Below are 24,621 nucleotides of genomic sequence, written 5' to 3' on the forward strand. Positions count from 1 at the left end.
TCAATCTAATAATGAACTTACATAACTTATATGGTTAAGATTTTATAAAGAAACTCCTCTTTTCCATGGAATAAAATCATTTTGATTTAATATTGCCGCTTTTGTTTTTATTGTACCGCTGGCAACATCAATGATGAATTCCAACATTTCATCAGCCATTTCGTCAATAGATTTTTCACCTGTAATAATTCCGCCAGTGTCAATGTCGATAATATCAGACATCTTTTTAGCCAGTTCAGTATTCGATGAAATCTTCACAACCGGTGCAATTGGATTTCCTGTAGGAGTACCCAAACCTGTTGTAAACAATACCATATTAGCACCCGAGCCTACCATTGCAGTTGTACACTCAACATCATTTCCCGGCGTACAAAGCAAAGTTAATCCTGGTGTAGTTATATATTCACCGTAATCAAAAACACCAGTTATTGGTGACGTTCCTCCTTTTTTAGCAGCTCCGGCAGATTTCATTGCATCGGTAATCAAACCGTCTTTGATATTTCCCGGAGAAGGATTCATATCAAATCCTGAACCAGCATCAACAACCGTTTTTTCATACCATTGCATTAAGTCTAAGAAACGTTTTCCGCTTTCATCCTCAACACAACGATTTACTAATTCCTGTTCTACTCCACATAATTCCGGAAACTCAGAAAGAATAGTTGTTCCTCCCAGAGCAGCCAGTAAATCTGAAGTTACGCCCAGCGTTGGGTTTGCAGAAATTCCGGAGAATCCATCAGAACCACCACATTCCAGACCAATTCTTAGTTTAGATAATGGTGCTGGTTCTCTTTTTATATCGTTTGCTTTTTTTATTGCTTCAAAGGTATCTTTTACAACACTGCTCAGCATGGTTTCAATAGTTCCGATAGACTGTTGATCATAAATCAAAACAGGTTTTTTACTGTTCGGATTAATAGCATCCAGTGCATCTTTAAAAATCTGAATCTGAAGATTTTGACATCCCAAACTCAAAACAGTAGCTCCGGCAACGTTTGGATTATTTACATAACCAGCCAACAATTTGGCTAAGCTGTGAGAATCCTGACGAATTCCACCGCAGCCTCCCTGGTGCGTTATAAATTTTACTTCTATATTATTGAATAAATTAGCATCATTAGAAGCTGCTTCATTACCAGCTCCTCCTGTTTCTGTCTTTACTAAAGAACGCAACAATAATTGATAGTCATTTTCTTTAGGCTTCATTAATTCCTTCTCGAAAATATCTTTTAGGATTTCGATGTTTCTGTTTTCACAAAAAACCAATGGAAAAAACAACCATACATTTTCAGTACCAACCTGACCGTCTTCTCTGTGATAGCCCTGAAAAGTTCTGTCTTTCCATTTGTCAACATTTGGCTGAATCCAACCAATTGTTTCCGTCTTTCCGGTTACTTTATCACTTTCATGTTTTACATTTTGAGTAGAAAGCAAACCACCTTTTTCAATTCTGGCGCTTGATTTTCCGACTAAAACGCCGTACATAATAATCCTGTCTCCTACATTAAAAGGAACCAGGGCAATTTTGTGCTTCATTTTTACATCAGACTCAATTGTAATATCTTCTCCTTCAAAGTTAATCACTTCTCCGGCTGACAGATTTACTAACGCTACTGCTACATTATCAGTAGGATTAACTTTTATTAATTTTTTTTGCGTTTCCATAACTTCGTATGCGGGGGTTCTTGAATTATTTATTTTTAAAATTGGCAAAACCTTGTTCTACACCATTTTCATCAATTTCTTTTAATGCCAGTGCAATAGATTCTTTTAATGAAGGAACTAAAGTCAAATCTTCGTCCCAGAAACTTTTATTTTGCAAAGTCAATTCAGCCACTTTATTATAATCATTTGATTTCCAAACTTCATCAAAAAAAGCAACAATATCTTCACTATCATTTATCGGTAAACTTTCCCCTTTCCATGTTCCTTTATAAAAGCGAATTAAACACGCAAATGCGAAAGTTAAATGTACAGGTAATTTTTTATGAATGGCAACATATTCTGTCAAACTTGGTAAAACACGTACTTTGAATTTAGAAATCGAATTTAAAGCAATTGAAGATAATAAATGTTTGATAAATGGATTTCTAAAACGATCCAGAATTTCTTCAGAAAAACTTGCCAGTTCTGCTTTATCCATATTCAGTGTTTCGTTGATCTCCTCAAAAACAGCTTTGTTTACGAACTCTCCTGTAAATGAATTATCAACTGTTTCCTTAACCGTTTCGTTTCCGTAAAGCAACGAAATTGGCACCATAGCGGTATGCGCACCATTCAGGATTCTAACCTTACGAGTACGATAAGGCTGCATGTCTTCTACAATTTTTACATCTAAATCTGTTTTCTCAAACGGAAGTTTTTCTTTTAATGTATCATCACCTTCAATAACCCATAAAAAGAAACTTTCGGCACTTACAATCAAATCGTCTTTATAAGATAACTGACTGTTGTATTCTTCGATCTGGTCTTTTGGATAACCGGGAACAATTCTGTCAACCAGTGTATTATGAAAAGAACAACTGTTTAAAAGCCAGAAAATAAATTCTTGTTCCAGTTTCCAGTCCGTAGCATATTTTAAAATAATTTCTTTTAAAGTATCTGAGTTGTAATTAATTAATTCACAAGGAATAATCGTTAGCCCTTTTGCAGGAGCACCTTTGAAATGCTTAAATCTTTCATGCAAAAGTACGGTTAATTTTGCAGGAAAAGATACCGGAGGCTGCATTGTAGGCAAATCTGAAGCGATATATTCAATACCGGCTTCTGTTGTATTTGAAATAATAAAAGCCAGCTCTTCTTCTTTTGCCAAAGACAGATATTCCTGAAAGGAAGCATACGGATCAACAGCTTTTACAATATTGGTAATCAATTCATTTTCCTGAATTTCTTTTCCTTTTTTTACACCTTTCATGAACAAAGTGTACAAACCGTCCTGAGCATTAATCATATTCACCAAACCTTTGTCTATTGGCTGGACAACTGCAATCCCGGCATTAAAATCAGCTTCCTGATTTAATTTTTGAAAAGCATACTCTACGAAAGCTCTTAGAAAGTTCCCTTCTCCAAATTGTACAATTTTTATTGGAAGTTTATTTGAAAACTCCGAATTTGATCTGTTTATTTTTTCCATTATAAATCCTTTAAAGCATTACAAAACAACCATTAAATCATCTCCTGACTTGTATTTTTTAAATTGTAAAAGAAACATTACACCTGAGTGAGTAAATAAATTTTGCTGTGAGGAGTGACAAAATTTGTTTTGCAAGCGTAATGCTCAATTACAATCTCTAAAACTTAAAAAAAACTGCAAGTCAAATAAGAAATCGGTATGATTATTCCTTATTTATTTTTAATATTTTTTATGATCTCAAGAACGTGACTTACTTTGGTTTTTAAACCTTCAAAATCATTGTTATCAAGTATATCTTTTGAAATTAATTGTGATCCTAAACCAACACAAAATGCACCGGCATTCAGCCATGAACTTAAACTTTCGACTGTCGGATAAACACCTCCTGTAGGCATTATGTTTGTCCACGGACATGGCCCTTTTATCGCTTTTATAAATTCCGGACCGTAGGTATCAGCAGGAAATAATTTTACGATTTCGCATCCTAATTCTTCTGCCCTGGCTATTTCTGTAAGCGTTCCGCAGCCCGGCGACCATAGAACTTTACGGCGGTTGCAGGCAATTGCAATATCTTCCCTAAAAACAGGTGTTACAATAAAATTAGCACCTAAACTCATGTACAAAGAAGCTGCAGCAGCATCTGTAACAGAACCAACACCCAAAATCATTCCCGGCAATTCTGCCAAAGCATATTTGTTTAAAGCTCCGAAAACTTCATGAGCAAAATCACCTCTGCTTGTAAACTCCATCAGTCTGGCACCACCGTCATAACAGGCCTTTAGTACTTTTTTGCTTAATTCAATATCCGAATGAAAAAACAGCGGAACCATTCCGTTTTCTTTCATTTGTGAAGCCACTTCAATTCTTGAATATTTTGCCATTTTTATTTTTTTATCTTGATACTAATGCAGAACCATCACCATCAATCATATTCTCAACTTCTTTCAATGTTACCAGATTATAATCACCCGCAATAGTATGTTTTAAGCAACAAGCCGCTACTGCAAAATCTAATGCCCTTTGGTGATTATTATATTCTAACAGACCGTAAATTAATCCGCCCATAAAAGCGTCTCCGCTTCCTACACGGTCAACAACCGGAGTTACTTCTTTTACAGCTGCATTATAAATTGTTTTTCCATCATATAATACACCGCCAATTCTTTGGTGTGAAGCACTTACCGAATAACGAAGTGTTGTAGCAGCCACTTTTAAATTCGGAATCAGTTCAAACAATTTATCATATAAAGCCGGAAGCGATTTCTCTTCCTGATAATTTGGACTTACTTTCGGAACACCCAACATAAAATATGCTGTATCAATATCTCCCAAAATCACATTACTGTATTGCAGCATTTCAGGCATTACTTCGCTTGGCGTTTTGCCATACTGCCATAATTTTGATCTGTAATTTAAGTCGCAGGAGATTTTTATTCCTTTTTTATGTGCCACTTTAATAGCTTCTAAACAGGCTTCTGCTGCACTTTGGGAAATCGCCGGAGTAATTCCGCTCCAGTGAAACCACTCTGCACCTTCTAAAACTTTCTCCCAGTCTACCTGACCTTTTTGAATAGTTGACATTGCACTGTGTGCACGGTCATAAACCACATTACTTCCGCGGGTTCCTGCTCCGGTTTCCAGAAAATAAATTCCTAAACGCTCTCCTCCGTAAAGAATGTTTTTGGATTCAACATTCATTTTTCTGATTTCTTTTAATGCCGAACTGCCAATTTCATTTTCAGGTAATCTTGTTACAAATTCAGCATTTACGCCATAATTTGCTAAAGAAACACATACATTAAACTCTCCGCCTCCGTACGTAGCACCAAATGCTGTAGATTGCGAAAAACGTAAATGTCTTTCTGTCGATAAACGAAGCATGATTTCTCCAAATGCAACTACTCTACTCATATTGTATTTTTTTTGCCAGTAATTTTTTTCTTTTTTTACCATTAAGAGATTAAGAAAATAAAGTTTTGAACTAAATAAACTTAATGTCTTAATAGTGAAAAACTCTATTTAAAAATTGAAATATTCTTTAGCATTGTTATATGAAATATCAGAAACCAGTTTTCCTATCCATTCCATATCATTTGGAAGTTCTCCTCTTTTGATTTCGTCTCCTAAAAGATTACATAAAATACGTCTGAAATATTCGTGTCTTGGAAAAGACAAGAAGCTTCTTGAATCGGTAAGCATTCCAACAAAACAGCTGATTAATCCCATATTTGAAAGGGCATTTAGCTGCTTCGTCATTCCGTCTTTCTGATCTAAAAACCACCATCCTGATCCGAACTGAACTTTTCCTCTAACACTTCCGTCATTAAAATTTCCAATCATCGTTGCCATAACTTCATTATCAGCAGGATTTAGGTTGTAAATGATCGTTTTAGTCAGTTTATCTTTGCTGTCTAAAGCATTTAAAAAGCCTGATAATTTTTGTGCCTGCGGATAATCCCCAATAGAATCCCAACCTGTATCAGGGCCTAAGATTCTGTGCATACGTGCATTATTGTTACGTAAAGCTCCTAAGTGAAACTGCTGTACCCATCCAAATTCGTGATACGTTTCGCATAAAAATATTAAAACAGCACTTTGGAATTTTAAAGCTTCTTCTGAAGACAAGGTTCCGTTTTCTCTTTTCTTTTTGAAAATGGTATTGATTTCGTTTTCTGTAAAGTTTTCGAAATAAATCTGATCTAAACCATGATCACTTAATTTACAGCCATTTACATTAAAGAATTCAATTCTTTTTCTTAATGCCGAAAGTAAATCAGCATAAGTATTAATTGCAATTCCGGACACATCCCCTAATGTGTCCAGATATGCATTATAGCCATCGTTAGCAATTAAGATAGCTTTGTCAGGTCTGAAAGCGGTACTCATCTTTATTCCGGCAGAATTGTTTGCGAATTTCTGGTGAAATTCTAAACTATCAACTGGATCTTCTGTAGTACAAACCAATTCAGCGTTTACTTTCTTAAGGAGGTTCTGCGTGCTGTACGCCTGCGAGTTTATTTTTTCTGAAGTTTCAATATAAATTTTCTCAGCTGATTTTTCATTCAGTAAATCATAAATATCAAAATAACGGGCCAATTCTAAATGCGTCCAGTGATATAAAGGGTTACGCATCGTATACGGAACTGTTTTTGCCCAGTTTAGGAATTTATCTTTATCCGATCCGTTTCCTGTAACAAACTGCTCGTTGATACCCAATGTACGCATTGCACGCCATTTGTAGTGATCTCCGTTAATCCAAACCTGTGTAATATTATCGAAGATTTTATCTTCTGCAATAAACTGCGGATTTAGGTGATTATGATAATCAATAATCGGCTGATTTTTAGAGTAATTGTGATATAACTCTTCAGCATATTTATTTTCTAATAAAAAATTATCGTGTATGAAAGTGGTATTTGAACTCATGTCTCTTAAATATAATTTGAAAATTATTCTTCGTTAGAAGGTTTTCCGATTGTAGCAAGGATTCCGCCATCAACATACAAAATGTGACCGTTTACAAAATCACTGGCTTTTGATGATAAAAATATTGCTGCTCCCGCTAAATCGCCCGGGTCTCCCCATTTGGCTGCCGGCGTTCTGCTGATGATAAAATCATTAAACGGATGTCCGTCCACTCTGATCGGTTTTGTCTGTTCTGTAGCAAAATAACCTGGCCCAATTCCATTGATCTGTACATTATATTTCGCCCATTCAGTCGCCATATTTTTGGTCAGCATTTTCAATCCTCCTTTTGCTGCAGCATAAGCAGAAACAGTATTTCTGCCCAATTCGCTCATCATCGAACAAATGTTTATTATTTTTCCCTGCCTTCTTTCAATCATTCCTTTGGCAACATGCTTAGAAACGATAAAAGGGCTTACAAGATCAATATCAATTACTTCTCTGAAATCAGCAACTTCCATTTCAAGCAGCGGAATTCTTTTGATAATTCCGGCATTGTTGATTAAGATATCGATTGGTCCGACTTCATTTTCAATTTTCTGAACAGCTTCAATTACTTCTTTCTCTTCTGTTACATTAAATCTGTAACCAACCGCATTGATTCCTTCACTTTTAAGTAATGCCACAGCATCATCAATTTTTTGTTGTGATGAATTTCCGTTAACCACAATTGTAGCTCCGGCCTGACCTAATCCTTTTGCCATTGCCATTCCCAGTCCGTGTGTACTTCCTGTGATAAGGGCAACTTTTCCTTTTATATCAAATAAATTTGTCATGATTATTATCTTAAGTCTGTGATTTTACAAACATCCATATCTCCGTAATCTAAATTCTCACCAGCCATTCCCCAGATAAAAGTATAATTACTGGTTCCTGAACCAGAGTGAATTGACCATGGCGGAGAAATAACAGCCTGATGATTGTTCATCCAGATATGTCTTGTTTCCTGTGGTTGTCCCATAAAATGGCAAACTGCCTGATTTTCCGGAATATCCAAATAGAAATATACTTCCATTCTACGATCGTGAACGTGAGCCGGCATAGTATTCCAAACACTTCCCGGTCTTAATTCTGTCATTCCCATCTGCAATTGACAAGTAGTTACCACACTTCCGATAATCATTTGGTTAACCGTACGGTGATTGGCCGTTTCCATTGTACCCAGTTCTAATTTATTTGCTTCAGCCAAACTTACTTTTACCGTTGGATAAGTAGTATGTGCGGGTGCCGAATTGATATAAAATTTAGCCGGATTTTTGCTGTCATCACTTTTAAAAATCACTTCTTTATTACCGCTTCCGATATACAAAGCATCTTTAAATCCAAGTTCATACGATTTTCCTTCAACCAAAACAGAACCGCTTCCCCCAACATTTATAATTCCGATTTCTCTTCGTTCTAAAAAATATGGCGCTTTGAGCGGATCAATAGTTTCCAAGGTCAAATTACCTTTTACAGGAACCGCAGAACCGGCAATATATCTGTCATAATGAGAATATACCAATACGATTTCATCCTCCTGCATCAAATCATCAATCAGGAATTCTTTTCTTAATTCCTGTGTATCATATTTTTTAACTGCTTCAGGGCTTGACGCGTATCTTGAACTATATTTTGTCATAATTTTTAATTTAATGTAATCGATTGCACAAAATTATATCTTTATATTTAAAAAACCATAATTCAAGCTATAATTTATTTCAATTTTAAGTTTGAATTAGTATGATCTGATTAAAGATCTGTAATCGGGCTGTATTTTGGTACTAATGATTTCATTACAATCCATCCTGTAAGGTAACAAATGGCACAAATAGAAAAAATGATAAAATATCCCGCTTCAATTCCATGAAAACCCATAAATGACATATTTGTTTCTTTGGCATGATCAAACAAAACCCCTGACCCTTTATTAATCAGCGTTGATCCAATTCCGCCTGCCAGACCACCGATTCCTGTAATGGTTGCGATTGCTTTTTTAGGAAACATATCTCCAACTGTTGTAAAAATATTGGCAGACCATGACTGGTGAGCTGCACCGGCAATTCCGATAATAATTACCGGAACCCAGTAACTTATATATCCCAATGGCTGTGCGATTAGCGCCAATAAAGGAAAAAACGCAAAAATCAACATGGCTCTCATTCTTCCCTCGTATGGATTCATTCCCTTTTTTTCTACGAAATAAGTTGGTAACCATCCTCCAATAATCGACAATAACGTAATCATATAAAGTACAAACAACGGCAATGCTGCCTGTGTTGAGTCCATTCCGTAAACAGAACTTAAATATGCTGGTGTCCAGAATAAAAAGAACCACCAAACGCCGTCTGTCATAAATTTCCCGAAAGCAAAAGCCCAGGTTTGTTTATACTTGAAACAAGCTGCAAGTGAAACTTTTGTAGTAGTTTCAGGAACGAAACCTGCCAATTTACTATCAGCAATATCATCTTGCTGAATATAAGCCAATTCTTCTGCTGTTACTTTTACGTGCTTTTCAGGTTTATCATACATAAACATCCAGAAGCCCATCCACACAAATCCCAATGCACCAATGATTATAAAAGACATTTCCCAGCCAAAAGATTTTGCAATAAACGGAATTGTAATGGGTGCCGCTAAAGCACCAACTGTTGCTCCTGCATTAAAAATACTGGTTGCAAATGCCCTGTCTTTTTTTGGAAAATATTCTGCTGTAGTTTTTATTGCTGCAGGAAAGTTTCCTGCTTCTCCAACTGCCAAAACGAAACGTGCAAAAATAAACAGCGCAACACTTACATTGATTACCAATGCCGTATCGCTTACTGTACTGATTATTTCTTTTGAACCATGAAATCCTACAAACCATTCTCCGGTGATAATTCCTGAAGTGGCTATACCGCAAAAAGCATGCAGACAAGCACCAACAGACCAAATACCGATAGCCCATAAAAACCCTTTTTTAGTATCTAACCAATCTACAAATCTTCCTGCAAACAGTAATGATACGGCGTAAAAAATAGAAAACAAAGCTGTAATATTTCCATAGTCGTTATTGGTCCAGTGAAATTCAGGAGCAATAAAATCACTCCATGTTAAAGAAAGGACCTGCCTGTCTAAGTAATTAATTGTTGTGGCAAAAAACAACAAGGCACATATACTCCAACGATATTTTCCAACTTTAGTGCTTGTGTCATTCATTGTGACTGAATTTGTCTGGTTCATGGTAGTGGTTATTATAATTTATAGTTAGCAGCTATTTAATTCTTATGACAGTACTATTTAAAATCAAAATAAGTAAAAAATTAAATAATGTAATCGATTGCACAAATATAGTTTTTAATCTGTATAATCCAAAAAAATTAAATAAAAAATTATTTTATCAATATAAATAAATATATCATACAAAAAATACATTACTAAATTACATATTAAACAATATATCTGTTAAAAGCCAATATGTGAAAATCATCCGTTTTAGGTAATAAAATTGTCCTGAAATAAGTAGTTTTTGCTGAATTTTAAATGATATTTCAAATTCATTGAGAATGAAGCAATTTTTATTGTTTGGTAGATCTGATTAGGAAAGAAATTTCTACATTTGATTGTATCTCAAAAATAATTGCTAACTAATTTTATTAAAATTGAAAAAATCAAAAACCTCCATTTTAAAAAGAGTCTTCTTAAATCTGATTTTATGTTTAGGAACCCTAAGCCAGCTTCAGGCGCAGAATCAGGTGATTCCGCTTTGGAATAAAATTCCGGGAGAATTAAAAGCTGCTGATTACAAGGAAAAAGAAGAAATAAAAGATGGAAAAGTACAAAGTACAAGTTTGGTTACAACACCAACTTTAAGCGTGTTTTTGCCAAAAGAAATGAAACCAAATCAAACGGCTGTTATTATTTTTCCAGGCGGGGGTTACATGCATTTAGCCATTGATAAGGAAGGTACTAAAATTGCCGAATGGTTTAATAGCATCGGAATTGCAGCTTTTGTTTTAAAATACAGACTGCCAAATGATAAAATCATGATTGACAAAACGATTGGCCCTTTGCAGGACGCACAGGAATCAATTCGAATTGTGAGACAAAATGCTTCAAAATGGAATATTGATCCGAATAAAATTGGTGTAATGGGATTTTCTGCAGGAGGACATCTGGCCTCTACTCTATCTACACATTATGATGATAAAGTTTATGAAACTGCCTCTAAGGCAAGTGCCCGTCCTGATTTTTCACTTTTAATTTATCCTGTAGTTTCTATGCAGAATGAAATAACGCATAAAGGCTCACAAACCAACTTATTGGGAGACAACCCTTCGCAGGAATTAATTGATTCTTTTTCGAATGAAAAAAAGGTTACTGCTCAAACTCCGTCAACATTTTTGATTCATGCTACTGACGATGAAGTGGTTATTCCCGAAAATAGTATTAATTATTATTTAGCGCTTAAAAAAAATAAAGTTACAGCAGAATTACATATATATGAAAAAGGAGGACATGGTTTTGGATTAGGTGTAAACGACACCAGCAAATTCTGGACAAAGCAATGTGAAGAATGGCTAAAAAATAACGGATTTAAGAATTAAATCATAAAAATTAAAAAAGGCAAAACTCATAAAGTTTTGCCTTTTTCGTTATCAAAAAAAAAAAAAACGAAGTGAACAATTGAAATTTTAAACAGCAACTTCTTTTTCTGCTATAGCTTTTAATTTAGAAACAGAACTTGCTTTGTCTGTTACCTTAGGTTTTGTATTTGATTTTTTACCGAATTTTTGTTTTCCCCACCAAATTATAAATCCGGTGATGGGTAAACTTGCCGAGATCAGACTGGCAAAAAAAGCCAGGAACTTTCCTGTAAGTCCAAGTACACTTCCGACATGAATATCATAATTCATTCTTCTGATTTTATCCGGTAAATTGGCTTCTATATATTTTCCTGAAAAAGGAGTTTTTATCGAAATTTCTTTGAGTGTCTGCTGGTCAAAACTATAACGGTCCATATTATAGAATGTATTTTTTTGTTTGTATACAAAAGCGCCTATAGCATCAGAAGGTTTTTCCGGTATGGTTACCATAATTCCTGAAGCCTGTGGATTTTCTTTTGAAATGGTTTTTAGCAGTTTATCAACTGTTGTTACATTAAATGCTGCAATATGAGTAGTGTCGGATTTTGGTGATTCACGGCTTTCTGTTAATGGTTTGCCTCCTGATGTTACCCAGTACAAAGATTTACTCCACCAGTTAAAACTCCAAACCAGACCCGTAATAGAGATAAACAACAGAAAAATCATACTGTAAAAACCCAGTACATTGTGCAGATCATAATTCAGACGTTTAAACGTTGCTGACCATTTGATTTTAAAGCTTTTATCACGAATAGACTTGATCCATTTTGTTGGCCACCACAATACGATTCCCGAAATCAGTAAAAAGACAAAAATCAGAACTGCAACCCCAACAATTGGTCTTCCAATATCATAAGGAAGCCATAAGGCACGGTGTCCGTTTAGAATAAATCTGAAAAAATCAGGAGAATCAGTTCTTGAAACAGACTTGACGTTCAATACTTCACTCGTGTATGGATTCATATAAACGCTGGTAAAAATACCGCCTCTTCTTTTTCTGGATTTTTCTTCCTTTCCTTTCTTTTTATCTCTTCCTTCTCTTTTTCCGTCACTATTTTTAGCGGCCTCAGTTTGTTTTTTATCTTTATTAAACTCTTTTTTATCTTCTCTGCCCTTGCCTTTACCTTCCTTTTTTTCAGTAAAATACCCTACGATGGCAGCTTCGTCTTTTGCTCCAAAAGTGACACTTTTGGCATGCTTGCCTTTCATTTCCTTATCGGCAATGGTCACTAATTGCGAAGGCAGTAAAAATGCCTGTTCCTGTGGTTTTACAAAACGCCAGTCTTCAGTAAAATCCCTGATTTCATTTTCAAAAACATAAATACAACCCGTTAAACTGACAATGACGACTATAATACCGGAAGCTAATCCGAGCCACAAATGCAGCCAGGCCATTACACGCTTAAAAAGCGATTTTTTACTTTTTTTCTTATTTGGTTTTGACGAAGAAGAAAACATATTTTAAAGAGTATAAATAAATAAAAAACCGCAGACCCCGAAGAGCCTACGGTTCAAAAAAAACAAATTTTTAGTATTTTAATTTAGCGATAGCCGTAATCTGACCACCTTCTACTTTCATACCTCTTGTAGCAACAGCAGTTGTACCATTGATAGTATAAATCCAGCTTCCTTCCGGAGTATTAATACCAAGTACTGCTGAATTTCCGTCTTCTGTAACAATGTTGTAACGACTCGTTGCAGAAGTCAATGTTGCAGGAACATTTGTTACCCAAGCAAAAGTTTGGTTGTAAACATCGGCAATAGCTAATTTTACAGCTCCATTGTTTTTACCTGCATTTCCGTACATCAACAATAAGAATTTCCCTTTTGAGATATAACTTGTTGAAGAAATTTTATATCCTCCTGATTTCTCCTCAACATTAAAGAAATAAGACTGATCAAACTCTGTAGTTCCTTTTTTAATTTTTACAATCGCAGATGGTTTTGTAGAAACTAAAGTAGTATTACTAGTTGCAATTGCTCCGGAGAAACCATAAGCATCTCCATTTTCATCCTGAAATAATCCGTTTGTAAAATAAGCTCCTAAATAACTTGTACGGTTATCTTTGATTACTTTTTCTAATTTAAGTTCCGGATAATTGTAAACCGCAACCCATGTACTATCAGGATTTGCTGTTCCGAAATTATCAAGTCCGTCACCTTTGATACTCATGTATGGCATGAACACTTTATCCCCCACCTGAGTTGCCCAGGTAAAGAAAGCTCTCTCTCCATTTCCGGCTAGTTTTTTAGTATCTTGTTGTGCTTCACCTGTAATTAGTGATTTCTCAGCATCAATTTTGTACATCATTGCAATAGATGCAGCGCCACTTCTTGGAACTTTTACAGTTAAGATATCTTTATTTACAGCTGCAAAAACGTGCACGGTTTCTGCCTGAAAATCAGATTTTTTTTGCAATTTACCTTCAGCAGTTAAGTTGTAAGTCGTCACAGCTCCAGGATTTCCCTGTCCGTATAATAAACTAAAAAAGTTATTTTGGGCTGTAATATAATAACGGTAAGTTCCATCTTGTTCGATACCATTACCGATTGTACTAATTGTACCTGTTGAAACATCGTCTGTAGTTAATAAATAATCTGCAATTCCTACAGCTCCTGTAGTTGCTGTAATTATATATTTTGTTTTACCAGTATCAATTCCTCCTCCTGTTCCATTTCCGGAATTGTCATCACTACTGCATGAGAATGCTGTAAAAGCTATAAAAGCTGAGAATAAAGCTAATTTGTTACCTCTTTTCATATTATTATGGTTTTAAAAAAATTATTAATTTGATTTGGTGAAAAAATATCTGAATTTTATATAAAAGGCGCGACTTGGTTTTTGTAAAGAAAAATTATCGTACAGCTTATTATCAAGGAAATTTTTACACTCTAATGCAATATTGTATTTACCGTTAGCCAATGTGTAAACGGCGTTGAGATCATGACTATACTGTTTCGGGATTTCTAATTTGCTATCCTTGCTTCCCATACTAGGCCATGACAGATAGTAAGTGTGAACATATAGTAAATTATATCCAACAGATAAATTATTTCCTTTTTTAAACAAATCATTAAAAAAGACTGTGGCATCAACATTACCAAAAAGATAAGGTATGTTTGGAATTCTATCTTTGTAAAACCAGGAAACAAAGTTTTCTCCAGGCTCGTATTTGGTCATATTACGAAGATTTTGATATGTCATATTGAAACCACTTGTGAATTTTTTTCGATACGAATATCTAATCTCTCCGTCAACACCATAATTTGTCATTTTTCCAAGATTTACCGAATAGCTGTCAACCTGATTGGTAAATAAGGTATTGCGGATAAAATCTCTAGCATCACGATACATAAAGTTCACATCGAATGTAAGCGCATTTACTTTATTAAAACTTGTCTGGTAACTTACACCCAAATTATAATTGTAACTAGATTCAGGTTTTAAATCAATGTTCGCTGCTACATTTTCGTTTGGATTTCCAAAAAGTTCACGAGAACCGGGAAGACGATAACTTTTCTCAAAAGAAGCTTTGATTTGTAAATTCTGTCTCAGGTAATAACTGGTTGCAGCTCCGTATCCCACTGTAGAGGTTTTATCTTCAAACTTTTCATATGCAATGTCACCAGCGTTCCCACTCGGATTATAACTTCTTGAGTATTTGGTATATAAATCATAGTTTTTTAAAAACACAGAAGTACTCCATTTTTCATTATAATCGAATTTATAACCAAGGCCTAAAATATTTTTTTGCGTTTTTCTAGGCTGCTGATAAGAAATAGATTCAGGCACTAACTCGTCTTCCTGCTTACGATTAAAAGTAGTAAAAGTGTTATTCAGCATAAAGGAATGACGTTCTCCAAGATTATAAGTAGCATTAGCATTCACAATACCATTATTGTCACGAAGTTTCATTAAAGTTCTGTTTTTTTCTCCGCCAAGTCCGGGATATTGTATATAATCTCCAAACCAATTGTATTTTCTAAAAACAGTATCAACAGTCTGCTCCTCACCAAAGTTATAATTCCCGTTGACGTTCACATTAAGACCTTTTGTAAACAAATCTTTTACCTGATATTTAATTGTGGGCATTAAAATATTTCCCTGAGTATAACGGCTTCCAAAAACACTTTTCATTCTTGCACCAGTCTGAATATCTGCCTTATTTTGTCCCCCAGTAAAACCAAACAATAATTTATCAGCATATTTTTTTCCTGTAATACCAATATTTATAATTACCGTTTCATTATGATATGTATCATGAAATCTTCTAACTCTTGCGTTTGGAAAATATTCACCTGTTTTTAAATCTGCTGCTTCAATATTTACCCAATAGTTGTTGTCAGAATAATTTTGAAAAGCATTAATTTCAGTTGTAAAACCGCTCTTAGAAGTATAACCGGCATTTATCGCAGTCTTGTGTGTATTAAAAGATCCAAAAGAATAAGAAGCATCAAAATAGGTTCTTGGTTTTGAATTTGTTACAATATTTACCGCCCCTCCCAAAGCATCTCCTCCCAGCCAAATTGGCACTACACCTTTGTAAACTTCAACACGATCGGCAAGATTAATCGGAATATTGTTCAACTGAAATGAAGAACCAAAATTATCCATCGGAATTCCATCAATAAAGACCTTGATCTGATTCCCTGAGAATCCATTAATGGAAAGTTCTGACTGAGATCCAACACCTCCCTGCTCACGAACCCGAACTCCTGAAACTCTGTCTAAAGCATGAGAAAGGTCTAAAGTTGTATTATGTAATTTTTTGGCATCAATTGCAGTAACACTATATGCCTGTTTATTTACTTTTTCTGTTGCGGTACGTCCCAGAACGGTAACGCTTTCTAATTCGGTTAATTCGTTGTCTAACTGGATTGAAAAATCAACATCCTTATCCGAAACCTGAATATTTTTTTTATGATCAGAAAAACCAACCGCAGTAATTTTTAAGGTGTACTTTCCAGGCTGAACATTTTTAAAAATGAACTTCCCATTTTCATCAGAGATTAAACTTAAGTCAGTTTTTTCTACAACAATTGTAGCATAAGGAATTGTTTGACCTGACTTTTCAGAAACTTGTCCGGACACTGTGAAACCTTGATTTTGCTGAGAAAATGACAAGAACGAAATAAAGAAAAATGAAATAAAAAATAAAAATTTATGAGTTGACATATCTTTAATTAGACTAATTATAAATAACTTTGGCGCAAAAGTACCCTCAACTACATCAAAAATGTTAGGGAAAAACGGATTATTATTTTGTAAAAACGGATTAAATTTTGAAAATCACATCAAAACTTTTAGCACACAAAGAACTCATTATTGATATTGAAACGGGAAACCAATACGACTCAAAAAGTCTTCTGAGAGAAGAAAATATTCAAATAAAAAATGAAGAAACAGAAGAAATAAAAAGCCATCATTTAATTACAGACGGAATGGTTCTGCTTGATACTCAGCTGTATTTTTCTACTCCACAGACAATTGAATTTGAAATCGATGATGAATCTGTGATTATGAATTTTATAAGTTCTAATAATGTTGAAACCTATATTGATGAATTGGAAAGTGAAAAATATTCCAAAGAAAATACGCACAATATTTTCTACACTTCTCATTTTAATGCGACTTTCAAAATTCCGGCTTTCGAACAGATTAATTATTTATCCATCATTTTATCCAAAGAATTCTATTCCACGATTATAAATGAAGACTGGAAACTTCATGAGAAATTCTCAAAAAACATCTTATTTAAAAAATCCAGTTATTTAACTTCCAAATACCTTCCGTTTACCCCTTCCATTCAATGGATTATATCCGAAATAAAAAACTGTACCCGTCAGGGAGCCCTGAAAAAGATGTATATCGAAACCAAAATCACGGAACTTTTAATACATCAGCTCGAAACTCTTATCAATCGTCCCCAACAAAATGAAAACATAATACAGGATGATTACGCCAAGCTACAGGAGGCAAAACAAATACTGGAAAATGATTGTGCGCATGCGCCAACGCTGACAGAACTTTCGCGTATTATTTCATTAAATGAATTTAAACTTAAGAAAGGTTTTAAAGCCTGTTTTGGTACTACGGTAAAAAGCTATATCATCAAACTCAGAATGGAACGAGCAAAAGAACTGTTCCAAAACAAGGCAATTACAGTAAGTGAAGTTGCTTACAAATGCGGGTATAAGGATGTTTCTCATTTCTCTGCCGCTTTTAAATCTTTTTATGGGTTTTCTCCTCAAAAATTTAAAATCAACTGGGATATCATTCAGTTATGGATTACCGGTATTTTTCTGTTAGGTTAAAACAGTCCAAAAAAATTTTTCATTCTTGTCCTGGATTAAGTTATTGTTCTTTCTTAAACAGATAAATTTGCCATATAAATTATAAGTTCTCACAAAAGCTGTTGATCTGATTCCGGAAAATAAAATTCAAAAACATAAAATTATCGTTCTTGTTCTAGATTAAGTTGAAACTATAATTTAAGAAATACATTTGTCAAATAAATTACTGGTTCTCACAAAAGCTGATGATCTAATTCAGGAATTAAAATTGAAAAAACAGAAAATTATCTTTCTTGTTCTAGATTAAGTTGAAACTATGATTTAAGAAATACATTTGTAATATAAATTACTGATTATGAAAATACTTGAATTCTTAATACTCGGAAAAAACGAAGCAATTCTGCCCATTTTACTTAGACTTGTAAATGCTAATGAAAATTGGAATGCTGTTGCCTTTAACGACGAAAATTTAGCTCAGGAATATTTTCTAAAAAACAAAATTGATATGGTTTTACTGAGTTCCGGAATCGAAGACCATGTCGAAAAAGAGTTTACTCATTTTTGTCTGAAACATCAGCCGGAAACAGAAGTAATTGAACATTTTGGTGGAGGCAGCGGATTATTACAATCTGAAATCTATCACCGGTTACATCTAAAAGGAAAACTTTAGGTACCAGAATTTTCCTTTTTAAATAATCAAAAGCCTTTAAAATAATTAATCAACGAATATTGATCATCAAATCGACGATATATCGTTAAGACAACTATTGCCTTTTCAGAACATTTCCTTTAAAATCAACGCCTGACAAATAAGGCACTCATTTTGAACGCGATAAACTGAAAAAATATAAAAAAAACTTTTCAAAAACCCAATTTAATAACAATTCAAAATTTATTATCATGAAAAAATTAATCTTAACAGCAGTTTTATTAGTAGTAACATTTATCGGATTCGCTCAAAAACCAAGTCCGGCACAATTAAACCCGACAAACCACACTCTTGTACTTATTGATTATGAAAGCCAGATGGCATTTGCGGTAAGTAACATTCCGATCGATCAGCTTCGCAACAATACAGCGTTAGTAGCCGGAGCTTCAAAAATATTCAAAGTACCAACTATCGTAACCACTGTAGCCGAAAAATCATTCAGCGGACCGGTTTTTAAAGAAATCGAAGAATTTTACCCACAGGCAACTTCAAACTATATCGATCGTACTTCGATGAATACCTGGGAAGATGCGGCAGCTTACAAAGCTATAGTAGCAAAAGGTAAAAAGAAACTGGTATTTGGAGGTTTATGGACAAGCGTTTGTATCGTTGGGCCAGCATTATCAGCAATTAACGAAGGATATGATGTTTACGTAATTACAGATGCAAGCGGTGACGTTTCTAAAGAAGCTCACGAAATGGCCGTAACCCGTATGGTTCAGGCTGGCGCACACCCTATAACTTCTTTACAATATTTATTAGAATTACAACGTGACTGGGCTCGTCAGGAAACTTATGTACCTGTAACCGATTTAGTTAAAAAATACGGTGGTGCTTATGGAGTAGGTGTTCAATATGCACACGAAATGTTGAAACACTAAATCCAACTGAACGCAGATAAAACGGATTCGCTATCGCTAAAACGCGGATAACAAACGGGTTTTTATTTTAAACAATTGCATATAAAAAAATCTGTGTAAATCAGCGTTTTCGCAAAGCGAATCCGTAAAATCAGCGTCTAATTTAGTCCATCAAAAAGGCTGTATAAAACGTACAGTCTTTTTTTCTCCAAAACCAAACAAATACCACAATCATGAAACTCTCTTTTAAAATAGCGGCTTTTCTTTTAATCATTTCACTTCCCATTTTTGGGCAAAGCAAAAAAGCCACACTTATCGTTCATCATGCAGTAATTCATACTTTAGATGATAAAAATACAATTGTTGAAGCGATGGCGGTGTCTGATGGAAAAATTCTGAAAACCGGAAAAAACAGTGAAATCTTAAAATTAAAAGACAAAAAAACAACTGTAATCGATGCCAAAGGAAAAGTGATTATTCCCGGAATATTCGACTCACACATGCACATTATTCGTGGAGGAAGATTCTACAATACAGAATTACGCTGGGATGGCGTTCGCTCTTTAAAAAGAGCATTGGCCATGTTGAAAGAACAGGCTGAAAGAACTCCAAAAGGACAATGGGTTCGCGTTGTAGGCGGATGGAACGCTTATCAGTTTGAAGAAAAAAGACTGCCGACTTTAGCCGAAATCAACGAAGCTACCGGCAATGTTCCTACTTTTATTCTTCATTTATACGGACATGCTTATTTGAATAAAGCAGGTTTAGAAACTTTAAAAATCGACGCCAATACACCAAATCCAAATGCGGGATTGATTGAAAAAGATCCTGACGGAAACCCAACCGGATTATTAGTGGCAGAACCAAACGCTTTTATTTTATACTCTACCCTTGCCAAACTTCCGGAATTAACTCAGGATGAAAAATTCAATTCAACCAAACAATTTATGACCGAAATGAACCGTCTTGGCGTAACAGCCATTATGGATGCAGGTGGCGGATTTCAAAATTTTCCAGACGATTACGGTGTAACAAATGGTTTATGCAAAGACAGCGATTTAACCATTAGAATGCCATATTACTTATTTGCTCAAAAAGCAGGAACAGAATTAAACGATTACACCAAATGGATGCAGACCGTTGAAATTGGCGAAGGCTGTGACGACGATCATCATTCGGATAAAGTAGAATATCACGTTCAGGGTGCAGGAGAAAACCTAGTAATGAGTGCAGGAGATTTTGAAAACTTCGATAAACCAAGACCCGAATTAAGCCCGGCGATGGAAGGACAATTAAAAGAAGTTTTGTCTCTATTGGTTAAAAACAGATGGCCGTTTAGAATTCACGCCACTTATAACGAAAGCATTACACGATTTTTAAATGTTATTGAAGAGATCAATAAAGAGACACCTTTAAACGGACTTTTATGGTTCTTTGATCACGGAGAGACAGTGTCTGTAGAAAATTTAAAACGCATCAAAGCGCTGAATGGCGGATTGGCAATTCAGCACAGAATGGCCTATCAGGGGGAAAGTTTCATTAAAAGATATGGAAAAACTGCTGCTGCAAACACCGTTCCTTTAAAGAAAATACTGGAATTAGGCATTAAAGTCGGAATGGGAACTGACGGAACCCGTGTAGCAAGTTACAATCCATGGGTTGGTTTGTATTGGCTTACAACAGGAAAAACATTGGGCGGTTTAAAATATATGAATGACGAAAATATCGTTGACAGAACGACGGCTTTAAAGTTATTTACTTACGGAAGTGCACAATTAATCAATATTGAAAAAGATCGTGGAATGCTGACAGCAGATAAACTAGCCGATTTTGCCATTCTTTCTGATGATTATTTTTCTACTTCTGAAGAAAAAATCCTAAACATCGAATCAAAACTGACAGTTGTAAACGGAAAAGTAATTTATGCCGATAATGACTTTAGAACTTTCGCAAACGAAAAACCAAAAGCAATTCCGGACTGGAGCCCGGTAAATTACTTTGGAGGTTATCAAAAAAACTAAATCAAAATGAAAAATACATTCTTCTTATTGTTGCTTTTGGGAATCTTTTTTTCTGCAAACGCACAACAAAAACCAGTTTTTCAAAAGCTGCGATATGAGGATGATTTCAAATATCTAAAAGCCGATTCGACGAAGAACTTTTACGAAAAAATTAAATATATCCCATTAAGCCTAAACGAAAATTACTACGCATCCGTTGGCGGTGAAGCGAGACTGCAGTACACCTACACGGTAAATGACAAATGGGGTGACGAATCTGATGAAGGCGATGGTTATTTGCTTTCCCGTTACCTGCTTCATGCTGATGTTCATTTAGGAATTTTCAGAACGTTTTTTCAATTGCAAAGCAGTTTAGCCAACAGTAAAACGGATCCAAGTCCGGTTGACGAAAACCTATTAGACATTCATCAGGCATTTCTGGATATCGATTTTATTAGAAACGAAAAACAGCAATTAACATTACGTTCCGGAAGACAGGAACTTATGTACGGTTCGCAGCGCTTAGTGGCGGTACGTGAAGGCCCTAACAGCCGACTTGCTTTTGATGCTGTAAAACTATTTTATAAAAATAATACCTGGCAGACAGATGCCTTTTTCACACATCCCATTGCGAATAAACCCGGAACTTTTAATGACAGCTTTAATGAAAATGCCCGATTTTGGGGAAGCTATACGGTAATTCATAAAGTTCCTTTTATTCAGAATATAGATTTGTATTATCTAGAATTATGGAAAAGCCGTTCCGTTTTTAATGATGCAATTGGAGAAGAAAACAGACAATCTGTTGGAACCCGAATCTGGAAAAATAAAGGAAACTGGAAATATGATTTTGAAGGCGTTTACCAATTCGGAACGATTAATGAGAAAAATATTTCTGCCTGGACAATTTCTTCTTTTGCTTGCTATACTTTCGAAAATTTAAAGTACAGCCCCGAGATTGGACTTAAAACAGAAATTATTTCCGGTGACAAAACCTTCGGTGATAATCAATTACAGACTTTTAATCCGTTATATCCAAGAGGTGCCTATTTTGGATTAGTTGCTTTAATCGGTCCGTCAAATTTAATTGACATTCATCCTTCAATCAGCTTAACTTTATCCGAAAAATGGGGTCTCGGGATTGATTATGATATTTTCTGGAGGCAAACTGTAAGTGATGGTTTATATGCACCAAACATGCAGCTTTTATATTCCGGAGAAAATACAACCAAACGTTTTATAGGTTCACAATTAATCTCGAATTTAGATTATACCGCAAATGATTATTTGGCATTTACATTAGAAACCGGCTGGTTTAATTCAGGTTCATTTTTAAAAGAAGTCGGTACTGGGAAAGATTATTTTTATGCTGCCTTGACAGCACAATTTAAATTTTAATAAAAAGAACCGGAGGTTCAATACATATTGTAGGGACGGATTTTAATCCATCCATTAAAAACATTATTTTCCAAAGCTTTGACAGCACAATTTAAATTTTAAATTTGTGTAAACCAAAGTTCAAAAAATGGAGAAAAAATATTCCGTTGCCATTTATCCTTCGCCAGAAGTTATTGATTCGGTCAAAATAATGAAGGATTATTTAAAAAGCAAAATTGACTGGTACAACAGTTGTAATTCGACAGCACATATTACGATTTGTGAATTCACCATTGACGAATCTGAAATAGAAAAATACAAGCAAAAGCTTTTTAAAATCTGTGACACGTTTACTCCTTTTCAGGCTTATTTAGATCATTTTGGAGCCTATGATAATGCAGGGGCATTTTTTATTGCTCCAAATGAAGATTCGAAAAACCTTTTAAAACCAATCCTGAAAAAAGTTCAGGAAACTTTAAAACCTCTAAAACTCAAAAAGAGCGATGATCCGCATATGTCTATCGGCAGAAAACTAACTCCTGAGAATCTTAAAATAGCATCGCAGCTTTTTACCACAATTGATATTGATTTCTCCTGCAAAGAAATCGTTCTAAGAGAACTTGATCCTGTTAAAAAACAGTTTTTTGTAATTGATACTTTTTCTTTTAATGGAAATACGCAGCCTGAATTTATTCAGGGAAGCCTTTTTTAATGATTTTGGTATTAATGCCATCCTGCCGAAAGAAGGAAACATAGCCCAAGGTTTCAACCTTGGGAGCGCAATATATTCACAATACAAATCCAAAGGTTGAAACCTTGGGCTATAATAAAATCCCCTTATTGATGATTCAGATTGTGGAGTTCTTGTGTGATCCTTCCTTCATCAGGATAACAAAACAAGAAAACATAGCCCAAGGTTTCAACCTTGGGAGCGCAATATATTCACAATACAAATCCCCAAGGTTAAAACCTTGGGCTATGTAAAAAATTGCAATTCTGCGTCTTTGCTACCAATTCAACAACTTGCGAACCTTGCGAAAAAACATTGCGCCTTTGCGTTTAAATAAACACAAAGCAAAACAACCTGAAACCTGAAACGAAAAAAACAAATCATTAATTTTTCGTATATTTGAATTTTACAATTCATCTCATATGAAATCCCTAGACTCATTTTACCAGGATATTACCGAAGGCTCAACAGTTCAACCAAGTTCGTTATTACCAAATGACATTCAAAAAGAAATAGGACATTTTAATGTTTTTAATATTAAAGAACTATTAGAACGCCTTCAGGGGAAATCGATTATGCCTTATGACAGGCGGGCATATTATAAAATAAGTTTGATAAAAGGAAAAAACAGAGCTGAATACGCCGATAAAATCATAGAAATCGATAAATATGCTTTGCTGTTTGCCACACCAAAGATTCCTTATAATTATTTACCGCAAGACACGAATCAGGCCGGACAGTTTTGCGTGTTTACCAGCGAATTTCTTTCTAAAAACAAAAGCGGAATTGATTTGGATGAACTTCCTATTTTTGCTTCAGACGGATATCCTGTTTTTCAGCTTTCCGAAGAAGAAGTGCCTGAAGTTGAATTGATTTTCAACAAAATACAAAAAGAAATCAACTCCGATTATATTTATAAATATGACCTGATTCGGAATTATGTCGCAGAGTTAATTCACTTTGGACAAAAACTACAGCCTATAACCGCACTTTATTCCAAACATAATTCGGCAGCAAGAGTTTCTTCCTTATTTGCGGAATTATTAGAACGACAATTTCCTATTGAATCCCCGCATCAGCGACTGGCGCTTAGGACCGCAAAAGATTTCGCCGACCGATTAGCCGTTCATGTCAATCATCTCAATAAGGTTTTAAAGGAAAACACCGGAAAAACCACAACAGAATTAATCAGCAGCCGATTAACAAACGAAGCGAAAATTCTCTTAAAACAAACCGACTGGAATATCTCTGAAATTGCCTATTCACTAGGTTTTGAAGAGTTAGCCCATTTTTCTAACTTTTTTAAAAAACAAACTTCTCTTACGCCTTTGGCATTTAGGAGTTAGTTTTGGTTTCAGGTTTCAGGTTTCAGGTTTCAGGTTTCAGGTTTCAGGTTTCAGGTTTCAGGTTTCAGGTTTCAGGTTTCAGGTTTCAGGTTTCAGGTTTCAG

Annotated in this window: 19 protein-coding genes; 8 read left to right on the forward strand and 11 right to left on the reverse strand. The window is 34.9% G+C overall.

Annotation, left to right across the window (positions count from 1 at the left end; translation table 11 throughout):
• Positions 1 to 42: 42 nt before the first annotated feature.
• The 8 genes from DCO46_RS12040 to DCO46_RS12075 all read right to left on the reverse strand — a co-directional run bounded on the left by DCO46_RS12040 (position 43) and on the right by DCO46_RS12075 (position 9,799).
• Positions 43 to 1,665, reverse strand: a complete 1,623-nt coding sequence (locus tag DCO46_RS12040; protein WP_116752797.1) for a UxaA family hydrolase — start codon at positions 1,663 to 1,665, stop codon at positions 43 to 45.
• 25 nt (positions 1,666 to 1,690) lie between these two features.
• Positions 1,691 to 3,133 (reverse strand): tagaturonate reductase, encoded by a 1,443-nt coding sequence (locus DCO46_RS12045; protein WP_116752780.1) that lies wholly within the window; start codon positions 3,131 to 3,133, stop codon positions 1,691 to 1,693.
• Between the two features lie 209 nt (positions 3,134 to 3,342).
• Entirely contained in the window at positions 3,343 to 4,014 is a 672-nt protein-coding gene (locus DCO46_RS12050) for a bifunctional 4-hydroxy-2-oxoglutarate aldolase/2-dehydro-3-deoxy-phosphogluconate aldolase (RefSeq protein ID WP_116752781.1), read from the reverse strand.
• A 10-nt stretch (positions 4,015 to 4,024) separates the two neighbouring features.
• Entirely contained in the window at positions 4,025 to 5,044 is a 1,020-nt protein-coding gene (locus DCO46_RS12055) for a sugar kinase (RefSeq protein ID WP_116752798.1), read from the reverse strand.
• A gap of 108 nt (positions 5,045 to 5,152) precedes the next feature.
• Positions 5,153 to 6,559 carry a glucuronate isomerase gene (gene uxaC / locus DCO46_RS12060; protein WP_116752782.1) on the reverse strand — a complete coding sequence of 469 codons (1,407 nt, stop codon included), beginning with the start codon at positions 6,557 to 6,559 and terminating at the stop codon, positions 5,153 to 5,155.
• 23 nt (positions 6,560 to 6,582) lie between these two features.
• Positions 6,583 to 7,374, reverse strand: coding sequence for a gluconate 5-dehydrogenase (locus DCO46_RS12065; RefSeq protein WP_116752783.1), 792 nt, complete (start codon positions 7,372 to 7,374; stop codon positions 6,583 to 6,585).
• Between the two features lie 5 nt (positions 7,375 to 7,379).
• Positions 7,380 to 8,219 carry a 5-dehydro-4-deoxy-D-glucuronate isomerase gene (kduI, locus tag DCO46_RS12070; protein WP_116752784.1) on the reverse strand — a complete coding sequence of 280 codons (840 nt, stop codon included), beginning with the start codon at positions 8,217 to 8,219 and terminating at the stop codon, positions 7,380 to 7,382.
• Positions 8,220 to 8,329: 110 nt separating this feature from the next.
• A complete protein-coding gene (locus DCO46_RS12075; protein WP_116752785.1) occupies positions 8,330 to 9,799 on the reverse strand; it encodes an MFS transporter in 1,470 nt (489 codons plus the stop codon).
• Between the two features lie 419 nt (positions 9,800 to 10,218).
• Between DCO46_RS12075 and DCO46_RS12080 the strand changes: the two genes are divergently transcribed.
• Entirely contained in the window at positions 10,219 to 11,163 is a 945-nt protein-coding gene (locus DCO46_RS12080; RefSeq protein ID WP_116752786.1) for an alpha/beta hydrolase, read from the forward strand.
• Between the two features lie 87 nt (positions 11,164 to 11,250).
• Here DCO46_RS12080 and DCO46_RS12085 read toward each other — a convergent pair whose 3' ends face one another.
• The 3 genes from DCO46_RS12085 to DCO46_RS12095 all read right to left on the reverse strand — a co-directional run bounded on the left by DCO46_RS12085 (position 11,251) and on the right by DCO46_RS12095 (position 16,378).
• Positions 11,251 to 12,660 (reverse strand): PepSY-associated TM helix domain-containing protein, encoded by a 1,410-nt coding sequence (locus DCO46_RS12085; RefSeq protein WP_116752787.1) that lies wholly within the window; start codon positions 12,658 to 12,660, stop codon positions 11,251 to 11,253.
• 70 nt (positions 12,661 to 12,730) lie between these two features.
• Positions 12,731 to 13,963, reverse strand: coding sequence for a DUF4374 domain-containing protein (locus DCO46_RS12090; protein ID WP_116752788.1), 1,233 nt, complete (start codon positions 13,961 to 13,963; stop codon positions 12,731 to 12,733).
• A 24-nt stretch (positions 13,964 to 13,987) separates the two neighbouring features.
• Positions 13,988 to 16,378, reverse strand: a complete 2,391-nt coding sequence (locus tag DCO46_RS12095) for a TonB-dependent receptor (protein ID WP_116752789.1) — start codon at positions 16,376 to 16,378, stop codon at positions 13,988 to 13,990.
• Positions 16,379 to 16,485: 107 nt separating this feature from the next.
• Between DCO46_RS12095 and DCO46_RS12100 the strand changes: the two genes are divergently transcribed.
• The 7 genes from DCO46_RS12100 (at position 16,486) to DCO46_RS12130 (ending at position 24,518) form a co-directional block, all read left to right on the forward strand.
• Entirely contained in the window at positions 16,486 to 17,517 is a 1,032-nt protein-coding gene (locus tag DCO46_RS12100) for a helix-turn-helix domain-containing protein (protein WP_116752790.1), read from the forward strand.
• Positions 17,518 to 17,851: 334 nt separating this feature from the next.
• Positions 17,852 to 18,166 carry a hypothetical protein gene (locus tag DCO46_RS12105; protein WP_116752791.1) on the forward strand — a complete coding sequence of 105 codons (315 nt, stop codon included), beginning with the start codon at positions 17,852 to 17,854 and terminating at the stop codon, positions 18,164 to 18,166.
• Between the two features lie 230 nt (positions 18,167 to 18,396).
• Positions 18,397 to 19,086: a hydrolase gene (locus DCO46_RS12110; RefSeq protein ID WP_116752792.1), complete on the forward strand. Its 690-nt coding sequence runs from the start codon at positions 18,397 to 18,399 to the stop codon at positions 19,084 to 19,086.
• 212 nt (positions 19,087 to 19,298) lie between these two features.
• Positions 19,299 to 21,086 (forward strand): amidohydrolase, encoded by a 1,788-nt coding sequence (locus DCO46_RS12115; protein ID WP_116752793.1) that lies wholly within the window; start codon positions 19,299 to 19,301, stop codon positions 21,084 to 21,086.
• A gap of 6 nt (positions 21,087 to 21,092) precedes the next feature.
• Complete coding sequence (locus DCO46_RS12120) at positions 21,093 to 22,463, forward strand: alginate export family protein (protein WP_116752794.1); 1,371 nt, start codon at positions 21,093 to 21,095, stop codon at positions 22,461 to 22,463.
• 127 nt (positions 22,464 to 22,590) lie between these two features.
• Positions 22,591 to 23,154, forward strand: coding sequence for a 2'-5' RNA ligase family protein (locus DCO46_RS12125; RefSeq protein WP_116752795.1), 564 nt, complete (start codon positions 22,591 to 22,593; stop codon positions 23,152 to 23,154).
• Positions 23,155 to 23,594: 440 nt separating this feature from the next.
• Positions 23,595 to 24,518: a helix-turn-helix domain-containing protein gene (locus DCO46_RS12130; RefSeq protein ID WP_116752796.1), complete on the forward strand. Its 924-nt coding sequence runs from the start codon at positions 23,595 to 23,597 to the stop codon at positions 24,516 to 24,518.
• Positions 24,519 to 24,621: the final 103 nt, after the last annotated feature.

The organism is Flavobacterium sp. HTF (assembly GCF_003105115.1).
Classification (GTDB): domain Bacteria; phylum Bacteroidota; class Bacteroidia; order Flavobacteriales; family Flavobacteriaceae; genus Flavobacterium.